Origin of the sequence: Burkholderia sp. MBR-1 (assembly GCF_013822785.1) — a bacterium.
In the GTDB taxonomy this organism is placed as follows: Bacteria; Pseudomonadota; Gammaproteobacteria; order Burkholderiales; family Burkholderiaceae; genus Burkholderia; species Burkholderia vietnamiensis.
In genome coordinates this window covers 1,325,030-1,337,689 of record NZ_CP053609.1, presented here as the reverse complement: position 1 = coordinate 1,337,689, position 12,660 = coordinate 1,325,030, and the positions used below count along the sequence as shown (strand labels likewise).

Sequence of the window (12,660 nt, the reverse complement as noted above, 5' to 3'; positions counted from 1 at the left end):
ACCAACGATGCCTCTCACTGACATACAGGTACGGAACGCGAAGGCCGGCGCGGCCCCGTACAAACTCACGGACGGCAATGGAATGTCCTTGCTCGTCCACCCGAACGGCGCGAAGTTCTGGCGCTTCTCATACCGCTTCCTTGGCAAGCAGAAGACGCTCGCCCCCGGGGCCGAGATAGTCCATATCGCGTAAGCCGATAGCGACTCCGCTCCATCAAGGCATCAATAAGTTGGCCATCCGTTAAACCGCGGTTGGAGGAGCGGTGTAAGCGTGCGCGATGTCGCCGTTCACAATCCTCGCGAGTACGCCAATTATTTTCTCGTATCCGAGGAATTGGACTTCGCCGGATTGTGGGGTGCCCCGGAGCAGCATCCCAGCGAACCACTGTTTTCCCTCTTGCGTATGATCCGCCGACACTTGAAACACCGGTGCCCCGCTCATTCCGTCAAAAGACTCTATCTGGCTCGCGCAGTGGACTCGGAGTCGGTGCATCTCTGCAGTCTTGCAAGGACCTACGTACTCTGCGTCCATTAGCATTGCGCTAGAGATGATGGACTCGCATTCTGTATCGCACTCGAACTCCCGTAAGTGCGTCGGATACCCTTGGATAGCAAAGATTGAATCCCTGCCAAAAGCCGGCCGCGCACCTAAGTCGGGCAAACTGTAAGGGAGATAGTTTCCGAACAGCGATGAGTCCAACCGCGCACCGTCGGCTCCATGAACGACGATATCGTACTGGTCTGTATCGGACGCGCTGCCGCCGTGAATAACGTACCAGTGCGATGTCACAATAACTTCTGGTGCGTTGGGATGATATTGGACGCGCGTATCAGCAAGATTAAAGTTGGCACCTGCATGACGACTCGTTATTGCGAATAATCTATCGCAGTAGCGAACGACGAAGCCCGACCCACAAACGGAGAATGGAAAGCTAGGGTGACCGGTCCGAAATAGTATTGGTCGAGCGCAGCGGAACATCGACGCTGTCACCACGGGTTTGACCATCGCTGCCTCACCGCAATTTGGAAAGTTATTCTGATCGAGCGAGATCCTCTCAGCAACTCGCGCGTCTACGGAAGGTCGACAATGGGTCATTAGCGACGTCCGCATCTGAGTAGTCTGTTTCAGGCAACCTCACCCGATGAACGCGAGGCTTGGGCCGCGATTCAGTATGAAGAGGTCGAGAACTGCCTTAGGCAGAGCGCTCCGACACGGTGCGGCAAACGGTAATCGCAATGCGCGAGTAGCCGATTGCCTCGCTACGTCCCCGGCTCGGCGACGGCATAGTGCCCCTCGCATTCTCCGCCCACGCGGACCTCATCAATGCCTGAGGCCCCATGCGCAAGCCCATCACCGCGCAGAACACGGCCGCGCATCATCGCCTCACTGCATCCCCGCCTGCCCCATATCCTTCGACGCATGCCAGACGCGATACCGCACCTCAAACCCTTCCGGCACATACACGACCAACGGCAACCGGCTGTTGTACCGCAACAGCTGACCATCGCCGCGCACCTGCACGAAGCGTTGCTGCGGCGCTTGACCGGGGCATGCCATCAGCGTCGACGCCGGCCCCTTCACGTCGGTGAGCCGATAGTAGGTATAGCCCCAGCCCTTCACGTCCTCGGCGGTAAGCTCGCCGCCGAACCACTGCTGATTGCAGTCGGTCGGCAGTGTCTTGCCGATCATCAGCTCGACGCGCGCGTCGGCCTCGTTGTCGAGCGCGGGCAGCGCGATCACCGCGCGCTGCTGGCCGGCGGCCGGTTGCGGGAACATCTTGATCGACTCGGCCGACACGGCAGGCGCCGATGCCGGCCCCGCCGCCCACGCACCGGCGGTCGTCACGCAAAAGGCGGCCAAAGCGGCCCGGATCGCGTATTTCATCGATGTGCTCCTGTCTGATAAATAGGCTCCCGATGCTAACACTTTCACCTCAAGACCTTACGGCACCGTAATTTCGCGACACAATTGCAAACAGCCGCCGATCTCCGCCCGCGGTATTCATAGCGGAACCCACGGAGATCATCATGCTGAAGCTCATTGCCACCGCCAGCGTCGCCACGCTGCTCGCCGGTTGCGTCGTCGCCCCGGACGCCGGATACAGCTACGGGCAGCCGTACTATTCCGATCCCGGCTATGCCTACGGGCCGGCCTACGGCGCCGCGCCGGTCTATGGCACCGTCAATATCTGGGGCGGCGGCGGCGACTGGGATCGCGGACACCGCGACAACCGCCACTGGGACCGCGACCGCGGCGGCTGGGGCAACCGTGGCGGCTGGGGCCGCGGCGGCGGACGTCGGGGCGACTGGAACGACGGCGGACGCGGTCCCGGCGACGGCGGCGGCCACCGCCACTGATCGTCGCGCCGCGCAATTGCAACCGTTTGTATCCTCACACCGGCCGCCCGCGCTCCTCCAGCCCCCCATCAAATGACGAAAGGCCCTCGCATCGTGCGAGGGCCTTTCGCCTTCCGTGACGTGATGCTGCACGCCGCGCCCCGCTCGGCGCCGCGTGCAGCGGTGAAATCGCTCACCATCCGCCGGGCTGCGCATACCCGCCCGACACCGGCGCGCCGCACACATACGCGCGCTGATACCGGTCGTAGCAATAGTTCGGTCCGTCGTCCTGATACTGCGCCTGCTGATAGGCCGGATAAGCGGGCTGTTGATACGCCGGCGCCTGGTAGTAGGTCGGCGGCTGGTAAGCCGGCGCCTGATACACGGGCGCCTGATACGCGACGGGCGGATTCATCGCCGACGTCACGATCGCCCCGAGCACCGCGCCGCCGATCAACGCGCCGATCACTGCACCGCCGTCGCGGCCGTGCGCGGAGGCCGGCCCCGCCGCGACGAGCGAACCGGCGAGCACACATACTGCGGCAATCTTCTTCATGATGGACTCCCACGCGAAGTGGTACTGAATGCGATGCATTGTGGCTGCGCCCGCCCGTAATAGATGCAGCAAGTGGTAACGCGCGATTACCGGGCACGCGCCCAGCGAAACGCTGCGCTGCCGTGCTACGATTTTCGGCATATAGGAGACGCCCCGCATGCAGCCCGAAACCGCCCGCCGTTTCGATACCGAATTCGCGCCGCGCATCGCGCACGCGATCGCCGCTTTCTTCGCCGAACACGTGCACGCCGACGTCGTCCCGTATGGCGGCCACGGCCAACCGACCCGCGTACACATCAGCAGCGCACCGCACGAGCACGTCAGCGGCTTCGCCTATCCGCTGAACCTCGAACTGACCTGGGACACCGACGAAATCGAACGGCTGATGGAGCCCGACGGCGCGGCGCGCTTCGAACATTACCTGAGCGCGCTGCCGAAGAAGCTGAATGCCTGGGAAAGCGCACGCGACATCGATCTCGCGTCGCGCACGCAGGCGGAACCGCTGGTACGGCTCGGCGGGCTCGACTTCGAAGGCTGAGTGCGCGCGCCGGCAAGCGGCTCGGTACGCCGGCGTCGCGCAACGCGGCCCGGTGATACACTCGACCGGCCCCGCTTCGGCGCCGTCGTGCCGGCCGGGTCATTCCCCATCGCCAGCGCCCGCGAGCGTGGTTGCGCACGCAACCGGCGCCCGGGCGCGCGGACAACCACGCTTTCGCTCCCGACATGAACGCCGATACCGGCCTGCCGCTTCCGCAACGCTACTGGGCGATCGTCTGCGTCGCACTGGGCATCACGCTCGCCGTGCTCGACGGCGCGATCGCGAACGTCGCGCTGCCGACGATCGCGCGCGACCTGCACGCCTCCGACGCCGCATCGATCTGGATCGTCAACGCCTATCAGCTCGCCGTCACGATCACGCTGCTGCCGCTCGCATCGCTCGGCGAGCGCATCGGCTATCGCCGCGTCTACATCTCCGGGCTGGCGGTTTTCACCGCGGCGTCGCTCGGCTGCGCGCTGTCCGGCTCGCTGCCGACGCTCGCCGTGATGCGCGTGATCCAGGGCTTCGGCGCGGCCGGCATCATGAGCGTGAACGCGGCGCTCGTGCGGATGATCTACCCGTCGTCGATGCTCGGACGCGGGCTCTCGATCAACGCGATGGTGGTCGCGCTGTCGTCGGCGATCGGGCCGACGGTCGCCTCCGCAATCCTGTCGTTCGCGCCGTGGCCGTGGCTGTTCGCGGTCAACGTGCCGATCGGCATCGCGGCAGTGTTCGGCAGCGTGCGCGCGTTGCCGGCGAACCCGCTGCACGACGCACCGTACGACTTTGCGAGCGCGCTGATGAACGCGTGCGTGTTCGGGCTGCTGATCATGGCCGTCGACGGGCTCGGCCACGGCGAAAGCCGCGCATACGTCGCGGCCGAACTCGCGGTCGCGCTCGGCATCGGCTACTTCTTCGTGAAGCGCCAGTTGTCGCAGCCGGCGCCGCTGCTGCCGGTCGACCTGATGCGCATTCCGATGTTCGCGCTGTCGATCGGCACGTCGGTCGCCTCCTTCACGTCGCAGATGCTCGCGTTCGTCGCGCTGCCGTTCTGGCTGCAGCATTCGCTCGGCTTCTCGCAGGTCGAAACCGGGTTGTACATGACGCCGTGGCCGCTCGTGATCGTGTTCGCCGCGCCGCTCGCGGGCGTGCTGTCCGATCGCTACTCGGCCGGCATCCTCGGCGGCATCGGGCTCGCGCTGTTCGCGGCCGGCCTGCTGTCGCTGGCGACGATCGGCGCGCATCCGGGCACCGTCGACATCGTGTGGCGGATGGCGCTGTGCGGCGCGGGCTTCGGGCTGTTCCAGTCGCCGAACAATCGCGCGATGCTGTCGTCGGCGCCGCGCGAGCGAAGCGGCGGCGCAGGCGGGATGCTCAGTACCGCACGGCTGACCGGCCAGACGCTCGGCGCCGCGCTGGTCGCATTGATTTTCGGCGTGGCGCCGCAGCACGGGCCGACCATCGCGCTCTATGCCGCGGCGGCCTTCGCAGCCGTCGCCGCGGTGGTCAGCACGCTACGCATCGCGTCGCCGCGGGCCGATACCGCGGCGTGACGCCGCCGCTCGCCGCTCGCGCCGCTCACGCGGCGTCGAGCGCGTCCATCACGAACCGCACGCGCGCCTTCACGCTCGCGCGCGGCAGCTCGATCGGCCGATAGCCATACGCCGTATAGCACGCGACCATCACGTCGAAGGTACGCACGGCCTCGTCGAAATCCTGCCGCCGTTCGGCGTCCTGCGTGTAGATCTCGCGCCACGGCGGCGCGACAAACACGCGCCGGTGATAGCGAAACCGCCGCGCCGCGGCCTCCGCGTGCGCGGGCACCTCGAGGCCCGTCAGCCGCAGGTAGCCGAGCACGTCCGGCACGCCGCGATCGAAGAACACCGGCCCGCGTGCGCGTCGCGCCAGCTCGTACGAACGCAGTTCCCAGTTCAGCATCAACTCGGCGAACGCGGCGCGGTCGCGCCACGGCAGCGCCGGGCCGTCGATCGCCATCTGGTCGCGAATCACGCCGCGCCCGGCCTCGTGCGAGCGCGCGAAGCCGCTGCGCTCCAGCGCATCGAGCAAGGTCGTCTTGCCGGAGCCCGGGCCGCCCGTGACGACGAAGAAGCGCGCGCACGCCTGGTCGAGGCTTTCGCCGTCGACGCGCTCAGACATGCGCGGTCCGCCGGCCCGCGCGCTGGGTGACCGAGGCGGCGGCGGCGACGCTGCGCAGATCGGCGACGAACGTGTCGCGCCACACCGACAGGTCGTTGTTGCGCAGCTGGGCGAGGTTCTCCTCATGGCGCGCCTGCCGCTCGGCGAGCGGCATCGCCAGCGCGCGGGCGAGCGCATCGGCCATCTGCGCGTGGTCGTACGGATTGACGAGCAGCGCGCCGCCCAGCTCGGCGGCCGCGCCGGCGAATTCCGACAGCACGAGTACGCCGGGATCGGCCGGGTCCTGCGATGCGACGTATTCCTTCGCGACCAGATTCATCCCGTCGCGTAGCGGCGTCACGTAGCCGACCTGCGACATCCGGAAGAACGCCATCAGCAGATTGCGTTCGTACTTGCGGTTCAGATACTGGATCGGCGTCCAGTCGAGTTGCGCGAAGCGTCCGTTGATGCGGCCGGCCTCGCGTTCGAGCGTCTCGCGAATGCGCTGGTAGGTCTGCACGTCCGAGCGCGTCGGCGGCGCGATCTGCACGAACGACACACGCCCTTGCCAGTCCGGCGCGCCGGCGAGCATACGCTCGAACGACTGGAAACGTTCGACCAGCCCCTTCGAATAGTCGAGACGGTCGACGCTCATCACGAGCTTGCGGCCGCCGAGCGCGTCGCGCAGCATCTTCACCGGCTTGCGCCCGCCGTACTGGACGGCCGCCTCGGCAATCGCGTCCGGATACACGCCGATCGGATAGGCCGCGACCTTCACGACCCGGCCGTGCGCATGCAGCATCCCGTCGTCGCTCGCCGTGCCGATCCCGCGCCGCTCGATGTAGTCGGTGAACGCGCGCTTGTCGGCGTCGGTCTGGAACCCCGCGATGTCGTACGCGCACATGAACTTCACGAGCTCGTCGTGCGGCGGCACGACGCGCAGTATGTCGGGCGACGGAAACGGGATGTGCAGGAAGAAGCCGATCGGGTTCTTCACGCCGAGCTCGCGCAGGCAATGCGCGAACGGCAGCAGATGATAGTCGTGCACCCAGATCAGATCGTCGGGCCGCAACAGCGCGGCGAGCTGCCGGGCGAGCATCGCGTTCACGCGCAGATAGCCCGCGTACTCCTGCCGGTCGAAGCGCGCGAGATCGCTTCGGTAGTGGAATACCGGCCACAGCGTCGCGTTCGAGAAGCCGCGATAGTACTGATCGTAGTCGCGCCGGGTGAGGCCGAGCGTCGCATACGTGACGTTGCCGTCGCGCCGCACCGCGGGCGCGGCGTCGGGCGTCCCGACGATCTCGCCGTTCCAGCCGAACCACACGCCGCCGGTTTGCTTCAGCGCGTCCATCACGCCGACCGCCAGGCCGCCGGCGCTCGGGCGCGTGTCCTCGCCGGCGGCGACACGGTTCGATACCACGATCAATCTGCTCATGCGACTTCCCTCCTCGATTCGATAGGTCGCCGCGCAGCGCAAGCCGCGGCGGACGCGGGCCGCCCGCAGGCGGACGCGCGGCGATTCAGTTGCGGGAAATGCCGGGAACTACGGCAGTGGAATGCGCCGACGAAATCAAGCGTCCTGCTCGTGGCCGAGGTCGCGCTGATAGTCGAGCCCTTCCGGGCGGGCGCCGCCCTGGTTGTGATCGCCGTCGGTGGGCGCATCGTCGGGTGCGCCGGCCGGCGGCGCCGCTGGCCCGTCCGGCTGCGGCGGCGGGCGCTCGGCGCCCGTATCGGACGACCGAGGTGAAAACCGTTTCGAACGGTGCATGGCTGGGTGTCTCATGGTCGGCGCGGCTCGAAGCCGTCGTTGAAACATTCCACAGACAATGAGTCTAGGTCGCTTCATTGCGAGCGAAGGTAACAATTACCTTCAATTTGTAACGATTCGACCCTGCGCCGGCGGCCTGTCCGACAATAGCGCCGCGCGTCCGCGCGCGAGCCGTCGCACGGCGATTTGTCAAAGCTTTGCAGTTTTCGTATGACAATTGCGAAACAATGATGCGGCACGGGGCGCGCATGCGGCGCCGCCCATCCAGACAGGACTTGCACTCAGGGATGAAGATTCGTTTCGAACCGCGGCGCCCGGTCATGCCGGCGCGCGTCGCACTGGCCGCGCTCGCCGCGGCCGCACTACTGTCCGGCTGCAACTCGCTGTACAGCGAGGGCGCGACGGCCAGCGCCGGTATCGCGGGCGCCGCAATCGCGTCCAAGGTCACCAACAACGCGGCCGTCGCGACGGGCATCGGCCTCGGCGCCGTGGCCGGCGCGCGTGCGGGCGTGCAGTACACGCAGCGCGTCGCGCACCGCTACACGCAGGAGCAGATCGCGAAGGCTGCCGGCCCGCTCGAGGTCGGCGGCGTCGCGCCATGGTCGACGCACCATTCGTTTCCGATCGAAGACGACGAACAAGGCCGCGTGACGGTCAGCCGGATGATCAGCGTCGGCCCGCTCGACTGCAAGGAGATCGTGTTCGCCGTCGACACGCCGGCCAAGGCCGACAAGGCTGCGCAATCGGCGTTCTACGTCGCCACGATCTGCCGCGACGGGCCGGTGTGGAAATGGGCGTCGGCCGAGCCGGCCACCGGACGCTGGGGCGCGCTGCAATGAGCGTCCCGATCCGTATCGCGGCGCTCGGCCTGCTGTGCGCGGCGGCGAGCGCGGCGTTGTCGGGCTGCGGCTCGGTCGGCGCGGCGAGCGGCGCGCTCGCCGGTGCGGCCACGGGCCTCGTGACCGCGAACCCGGCCGTCGGCATCGGTGTCGGCATCGCGGTGCAGGCGGCGACCGACGAAGCCGTCAATCGCACGATGAAACAGCTTCACCAGAACCAGCAGGACGCGATCGCGAACGCGGCCGGCAGCCTGGCCGTCGGCGAAGCGAAGCCGTGGAAGGTCAGCAACACGCTGCCGCTCGAGAACGGCGAAGGCGAAGTGCGCGTGACGCGCGCCTATTCGACGGCGCTCGCGCTGTGCAAGGAGTTCGCGTTCTCGGTGAAGGATGGCGACAAGGCCGACTGGTATTTCGCGAACGCGTGCCAGCAAGGCAAGCAATGGATATGGGCGTCGGCCGAACCGGCCGTCGACCGCTGGGGCGCGCTGCAGTGATGCTGCGCGGCACGGCGGCCGGACGCCGCCGCGCTGCGGTGTGCCGGGCCGCGCGGCCCGGCCTGGCGAATCAGGACTCGACGTCCTCGAGACTGAAGATTTCGGTCTGGTCGTTGTACGAGAAGATCTCGCCGTAACGCCCCCAGTCGATCACCGCGTCGAGCGTTTCCTCGGCCGCGCCGTCGGACAGGAAATCCTCCAGCTCCTGCTCGAAGCGCACGCGCGGCGCGCGATGGCCCGGCCGTTCGTTCAGCACCTTCTTGATCCGCGCGGCGAGCGGCACGTGCTTGAGCAAATGATCGGCGAACATCAGCTTGCGTTCCTGCGTGCCGAATTCGGCGAACACGCGGCCCGGCGGCGTCAGGAACACGTCGCCTTCGCGCACGTCGGCAAAGCCCAGGTACTGCAGCACCTCGGCGATCGGGAACAGATCGTCGACCTCCAGATGCAGCGTACGCGCGATCTCCGGCATGTCGGCGCGACCGTGGTACGGCGCCATCGCCAGCGTTTCGATCAGACCGGCCATCAGGTTGGTCGACACCTGCGGCAGCCAGCTGCCGAGCTCGAGCCCCTTCTTGGTCGCCTCGCCGGTCTGGCGCGCGGTCATCTTCGCGTAGATGTCGTCGACCAGCTTGCGGAACGCCGGGTCCAGCCGGTTGCGCGGATGCTTGAACGGCACCTTGATCTCCGCGATCACGCGCCCCGGATTCGACGACAGCACCAGAATCCGGTCGCACATGAACACCGCTTCCTCGATGTTGTGCGTGACGATCAGCACCGACTTGATCGGCATGCGGCCTTGCGTCCACAGGTCCAGCAGGTCGGTACGCAGCGTCTCGGCGGTCAGCACGTCGAGCGCGGAGAACGGCTCGTCCATCAGCAGGATGGTCGGATCGACGACGAGCGCGCGCGCGAAGCCCACGCGCTGACGCATGCCGCCCGACAGCTCGCGCGGGTACGCGTTCTCGAAGCCGTCCAGGCCGATCAGGTCGATCGCGGCCAGCGCGCGCTCGCGACGCTCGCGCGCGCCCACGCCGAGCGCTTCGAGGCCGGCTTCGACGTTCTGCAGCACGGTCAGCCACGGGAACAGCGCGAAGGTCTGGAACACCATCGCGACGCCCTCGGCCGGGCCGGTCAGCGGCTTGCCGAGATAGGTCACTTCGCCGCCGGTCGGCTCGATCAGCCCGGCGATGATCCGCAGCAGCGTGGACTTGCCCGAGCCGGAACGGCCGAGCAGCCCGACGATTTCGCCTTCACGCAGCGACAGGTTCGCGTCGTCGAGCACGAGCAATTCGCCCTGCGTCTTGTTGAAGCCGCGGCTCACGTGGTCGACGCGCAGGATTTCGGCGCCGGGCCGCGGCGGCTGAAGCGGCTGGGACGTCTGGACGGGGGCGTTTACAGCATTCGGATTGTGCATCGCGTTTCGCTCTCAATCGGTCTCAGTCGAGCCGCAGCTTCGCTTCGGCAAAGGCATACAGCGGGCGCCACAGCAGGCGGTTGAACAGGGTAACGAACAGGGACATCACGGCGATACCCAGGATGATCTTCGGAAAGTCGCCCGCGGCGGTGGTCTGCGCGATGTACGCGCCGAGGCCGTGCGCCTCGATCCTCGTCGTGCCCCACTGCACCGCTTCGGACACGATGCTCGCGTTCCACGCGCCGCCCGAGGCCGTGATCGCGCCCGTCACGTAGTACGGGAAGATGCCGGGCAAAATGGCCTGGCGCCACCACTGCCAGCCGCGGATGCGGAAATTCGTCGCGGCTTCGCGATAGTCGTTCGGATAGGACGTCGCGCCCGCGATCACGTTGAACAGGATATACCACTGCGTGCCGAGCACGATCAGCGGCGACAGCCAGATGTCGGGGTTCAGGTGAAAGCGCGCGATCACGATCACGAACACCGGGAACAGCAGGTTGGCCGGGAACGCGGCGAGGAATTGCGCGAGCGGCTGCAGCTTCTCGGCGAGCTTCGGGCGCAGCCCGACCAGCACGCCGATCGGCACCCACACCACCGACGCGATCGAGATCAGCACGACCACCCGCAGCAGCGTGATGAGCCCGAGCACGATCACGTGGCCGACCTCGGCCAGCGTGACGCCGGTCGCCACGAAGCTGACGACGCGCCACACGATGTACGCGGTGGCGAGCACCACGAGCACGGCCCACACGATGTCGACGGTGCGCGACGCCTTCTTCTCGACTTTCGGCAGCGAGAAGCGCATCGCGCCGGACACCGGCAGGCGCAGCGGAATCCGCGCGGCCTTCGCGAAGAACCAGCCGGCCGGCACCAGCAGCTGATGGATCAGCCGCGTGCGGCGCACGAGGTCGAGCAGCCAGGATTGCGGCGTGTCGCCAGACGCGGTGTTCTCCATCCGGAACTTGTCGGCCCACGCGATCAGCGGCCGGAACAGCAACTGGTCGTAAGCGAGGATCACGACGGTCATCGTCAGGATCACCCAGCCGATCGCGCCGAGGTTCTTGTCCGAGATCGCCTGCGCGAGATACGCGCCGATACCGGGCAGCGTGATCGTCTGGTTGCCGACGGTGATCGCCTCCGACGCGACGACGAAGAACCAGCCGCCCGACATCGACATCATCATGTTCCAGATCAGCCCCGGCATCGAGAACGGCACCTCGAGCTTCCAGAAGCGCTGCCACGACGTCAGATGGAAGCCGCGCGAGACTTCGTCGAGGTCGCGCGGCACGGTGCGCAGCGACTGATAGAAGCTGAACGTCATGTTCCACGCCTGGCTCGTGAAGATCGCGAAGATCGCGGCGAGCTCCGCGCCGAGCACGCGGCTCGGGAACAGCGCGAGGAAGAACGTGACCGTAAACGAGATGAAGCCGAGCACCGGCACCGACTGCAGGATGTCGAGGATCGGAATCAGCACCATGCCCGCGCGCCGGCTTTTCGCGGCCAGCGTGCCGTAGATGAGCGTGAACGCGAGCGACGCGACCATCGCGGCGAGCATCCGCAGCGTGGTGCGCAACGCGTATTCGGGCAGGTTCGACGGGTCGAGCGAGATCTTCTGCGTCTGCAGCGTTGCGATCGGCGCCATCGTTTCGTGGAAGCCGACGACCGCCATCGCGATCAGACAGATGATCAGCGGGAACGCGATGAAGTCCCATCGGTTCGGCAAGACGCGCCACGCGGACGCGTTGGCGGTCCGGTTCGGATTGAAGAATCCGACGTCCATCAGGCGCCCTCCCCGGTAAGGCCGAACGAAGCCGGCAGACGATGTTGATTCATGGCAAAGCGCACGGGCGCGGTAATTCGACGCGGTAATTCGATTGATTCACGATCTCACGCCGGCGCGATGCGCCGTGCGTGCACGCTGCGCCCCGGCGGAGCCGAGTCGGGCCGCGACGGCACGACACTACACCAACCTGTATTTCAGGTACAACCGTGCGGGAGCGGCACGGCGCCGCGCGGGCAGCGCACGGTGCGTGCCCGGCGCGCACGCGGCGCCGTATGCGGCGGCCCCGCGGCGCGAGGCAGCGCGGCCGCAGTCTTTCAGCCAGCATGCAGGCCCGAATTATGCCGTGATCCGGGCCGGGCGGGAACCCGCCCGCCGCACTCGGCCGCAAACAGCGTCGGGCGTCACGGGCGATCGCGACGAAGCGGGTATGATCGGGGCTGGCCCCCGGGCGTCGGTCGTCCGACCGCTGCCGGGGATCGACCGACCAGCGGGAGGAAGGGAATGGCAGGAAACTTGGTGATCGTCTGCCGCGATCAGGACGCCGATGCGTTCTACGAGCTGATGCAGGAATACGGGTCGTTCCAGACCCGGCTGTCGTCGACGGCGTGGTACCTGAACATGAACGTCGTACCGGAATCGCTCCAGGAGGAAATCCTGGAGCGCCTCGGCCGCTATACGACCGTCTATATCTTCGAGGCCACGAGCGTGACCTACAACACGATCGACAGCAACGCCGCCGAAACGCTCGGCTCACTGTTCGGCGAATGATGCCGCGCGGCGCCTGCCGGGCAG

Annotated in this window: 13 protein-coding genes and 1 pseudogene; 7 read left to right on the top strand and 7 right to left on the bottom strand. The window is 67.0% G+C overall.

Going from position 1 to position 12,660, the window contains the following annotated elements:
- Nucleotides 1–7: 7 nt before the first annotated feature.
- Nucleotides 8–169: pseudogene (locus MBR110_RS06130) on the top strand (Arm DNA-binding domain-containing protein); the annotation flags it as partial.
- A 1,215-nt stretch (nt 170–1,384) separates the two neighbouring features.
- Here MBR110_RS06130 and eco read toward each other — a convergent pair.
- Nucleotides 1,385–1,885, bottom strand: a complete 501-nt coding sequence (gene eco, locus MBR110_RS06125; protein ID WP_059734631.1) for a serine protease inhibitor ecotin — start codon at nt 1,883–1,885, stop codon at nt 1,385–1,387.
- Nucleotides 1,886–2,028: 143 nt separating this feature from the next.
- Here eco and MBR110_RS06120 point away from each other — a divergent pair, with 143 nt between their 5' ends.
- Complete coding sequence (locus MBR110_RS06120) at nt 2,029–2,358, top strand: hypothetical protein (protein ID WP_011885670.1); 330 nt, start codon at nt 2,029–2,031, stop codon at nt 2,356–2,358.
- 172 nt (nt 2,359–2,530) lie between these two features.
- Here MBR110_RS06120 and MBR110_RS06115 read toward each other — a convergent pair whose 3' ends face one another.
- Nucleotides 2,531–2,932, bottom strand: a complete 402-nt coding sequence (locus MBR110_RS06115; protein WP_011885671.1) for a hypothetical protein — start codon at nt 2,930–2,932, stop codon at nt 2,531–2,533.
- A gap of 118 nt (nt 2,933–3,050) precedes the next feature.
- Here MBR110_RS06115 and MBR110_RS06110 point away from each other — a divergent pair, with 118 nt between their 5' ends.
- A complete protein-coding gene (locus tag MBR110_RS06110) occupies nt 3,051–3,431 on the top strand; it encodes a DUF5594 family protein (RefSeq protein ID WP_014723435.1) in 381 nt (126 codons plus the stop codon).
- Between the two features lie 185 nt (nt 3,432–3,616).
- Complete coding sequence (locus MBR110_RS06105; protein WP_059568432.1) at nt 3,617–4,984, top strand: MFS transporter; 1,368 nt, start codon at nt 3,617–3,619, stop codon at nt 4,982–4,984.
- Nucleotides 4,985–5,009: 25 nt separating this feature from the next.
- Here the strand turns inward: MBR110_RS06105 and MBR110_RS06100 are convergent, their stop codons facing one another.
- From MBR110_RS06100 to MBR110_RS06090, 3 genes are all read right to left on the bottom strand, one after another.
- Nucleotides 5,010–5,588, bottom strand: coding sequence for an AAA family ATPase (locus MBR110_RS06100; RefSeq protein ID WP_059734629.1), 579 nt, complete (start codon nt 5,586–5,588; stop codon nt 5,010–5,012).
- Nucleotides 5,581–7,002 (bottom strand): alpha,alpha-trehalose-phosphate synthase (UDP-forming), encoded by a 1,422-nt coding sequence (gene otsA / locus MBR110_RS06095; RefSeq protein WP_059474961.1) that lies wholly within the window; start codon nt 7,000–7,002, stop codon nt 5,581–5,583. The genes MBR110_RS06100 and otsA overlap by 8 nt, the downstream gene beginning before the upstream one ends.
- Nucleotides 7,003–7,137: 135 nt before the next feature.
- Nucleotides 7,138–7,335 (bottom strand): hypothetical protein, encoded by a 198-nt coding sequence (locus tag MBR110_RS06090; RefSeq protein ID WP_014723439.1) that lies wholly within the window; start codon nt 7,333–7,335, stop codon nt 7,138–7,140.
- Between the two features lie 248 nt (nt 7,336–7,583).
- On the opposite strand from MBR110_RS06090, the gene MBR110_RS06085 reads away from it, so the two are divergent.
- Together MBR110_RS06085 and MBR110_RS06080 are read left to right on the top strand one after the other, a co-directional pair.
- Nucleotides 7,584–8,174 (top strand): hypothetical protein, encoded by a 591-nt coding sequence (locus tag MBR110_RS06085; RefSeq protein WP_224020498.1) that lies wholly within the window; start codon nt 7,584–7,586, stop codon nt 8,172–8,174.
- On the top strand, nt 8,171–8,668 hold the full coding sequence (locus MBR110_RS06080) for a hypothetical protein (protein WP_059474959.1): 498 nt from the start codon (nt 8,171–8,173) through the stop codon (nt 8,666–8,668). Before MBR110_RS06085 ends, MBR110_RS06080 begins: the two co-directional genes overlap by 4 nt.
- A gap of 70 nt (nt 8,669–8,738) precedes the next feature.
- Here the strand turns inward: MBR110_RS06080 and MBR110_RS06075 are convergent, their stop codons facing one another.
- Both MBR110_RS06075 and MBR110_RS06070 read right to left on the bottom strand, forming a co-directional pair.
- Complete coding sequence (locus MBR110_RS06075; RefSeq protein ID WP_014723441.1) at nt 8,739–10,085, bottom strand: ABC transporter ATP-binding protein; 1,347 nt, start codon at nt 10,083–10,085, stop codon at nt 8,739–8,741.
- 22 nt (nt 10,086–10,107) lie between these two features.
- The gene (locus MBR110_RS06070; RefSeq protein ID WP_069224274.1) at nt 10,108–11,865 is read right to left on the bottom strand and encodes an ABC transporter permease; all 1,758 of its coding nucleotides are present in this window, start codon (nt 11,863–11,865) and stop codon (nt 10,108–10,110) included.
- Nucleotides 11,866–12,369: 504 nt separating this feature from the next.
- Between MBR110_RS06070 and MBR110_RS06065 the strand changes: the two genes are divergently transcribed.
- Nucleotides 12,370–12,636, top strand: a complete 267-nt coding sequence (locus MBR110_RS06065; RefSeq protein ID WP_011885680.1) for a double-stranded DNA-specific endonuclease — start codon at nt 12,370–12,372, stop codon at nt 12,634–12,636.
- The last annotated feature ends 24 nt before the right edge of the window (nt 12,637–12,660 follow it).

What these genes read in the sequence shown, in the direction of transcription:
- MBR110_RS06090 (WP_014723439.1), bottom strand. Translation starts at nt 7,335, where the DNA reads ATGCACCGTTCGAAACGGTTTTCACCTCGGTCGTCCGATACGGGCGCC.
- eco (WP_059734631.1), bottom strand. Translation starts at nt 1,885, where the DNA reads ATGAAATACGCGATCCGGGCCGCTTTGGCCGCCTTTTGCGTGACGACC.
- MBR110_RS06085 (WP_224020498.1), top strand. Translation starts at nt 7,584, where the DNA reads ATGCGGCGCCGCCCATCCAGACAGGACTTGCACTCAGGGATGAAGATT.
- otsA (WP_059474961.1), bottom strand. Translation starts at nt 7,002, where the DNA reads ATGAGCAGATTGATCGTGGTATCGAACCGTGTCGCCGCCGGCGAGGAC.
- MBR110_RS06075 (WP_014723441.1), bottom strand. Translation starts at nt 10,085, where the DNA reads ATGCACAATCCGAATGCTGTAAACGCCCCCGTCCAGACGTCCCAGCCG.
- MBR110_RS06100 (WP_059734629.1), bottom strand. Translation starts at nt 5,588, where the DNA reads ATGTCTGAGCGCGTCGACGGCGAAAGCCTCGACCAGGCGTGCGCGCGC.
- MBR110_RS06065 (WP_011885680.1), top strand. Translation starts at nt 12,370, where the DNA reads ATGGCAGGAAACTTGGTGATCGTCTGCCGCGATCAGGACGCCGATGCG.
- MBR110_RS06110 (WP_014723435.1), top strand. Translation starts at nt 3,051, where the DNA reads ATGCAGCCCGAAACCGCCCGCCGTTTCGATACCGAATTCGCGCCGCGC.
- MBR110_RS06080 (WP_059474959.1), top strand. Translation starts at nt 8,171, where the DNA reads ATGAGCGTCCCGATCCGTATCGCGGCGCTCGGCCTGCTGTGCGCGGCG.
- MBR110_RS06120 (WP_011885670.1), top strand. Translation starts at nt 2,029, where the DNA reads ATGCTGAAGCTCATTGCCACCGCCAGCGTCGCCACGCTGCTCGCCGGT.
- MBR110_RS06115 (WP_011885671.1), bottom strand. Translation starts at nt 2,932, where the DNA reads ATGCATCGCATTCAGTACCACTTCGCGTGGGAGTCCATCATGAAGAAG.
- MBR110_RS06105 (WP_059568432.1), top strand. Translation starts at nt 3,617, where the DNA reads ATGAACGCCGATACCGGCCTGCCGCTTCCGCAACGCTACTGGGCGATC.
- MBR110_RS06070 (WP_069224274.1), bottom strand. Translation starts at nt 11,865, where the DNA reads ATGGACGTCGGATTCTTCAATCCGAACCGGACCGCCAACGCGTCCGCG.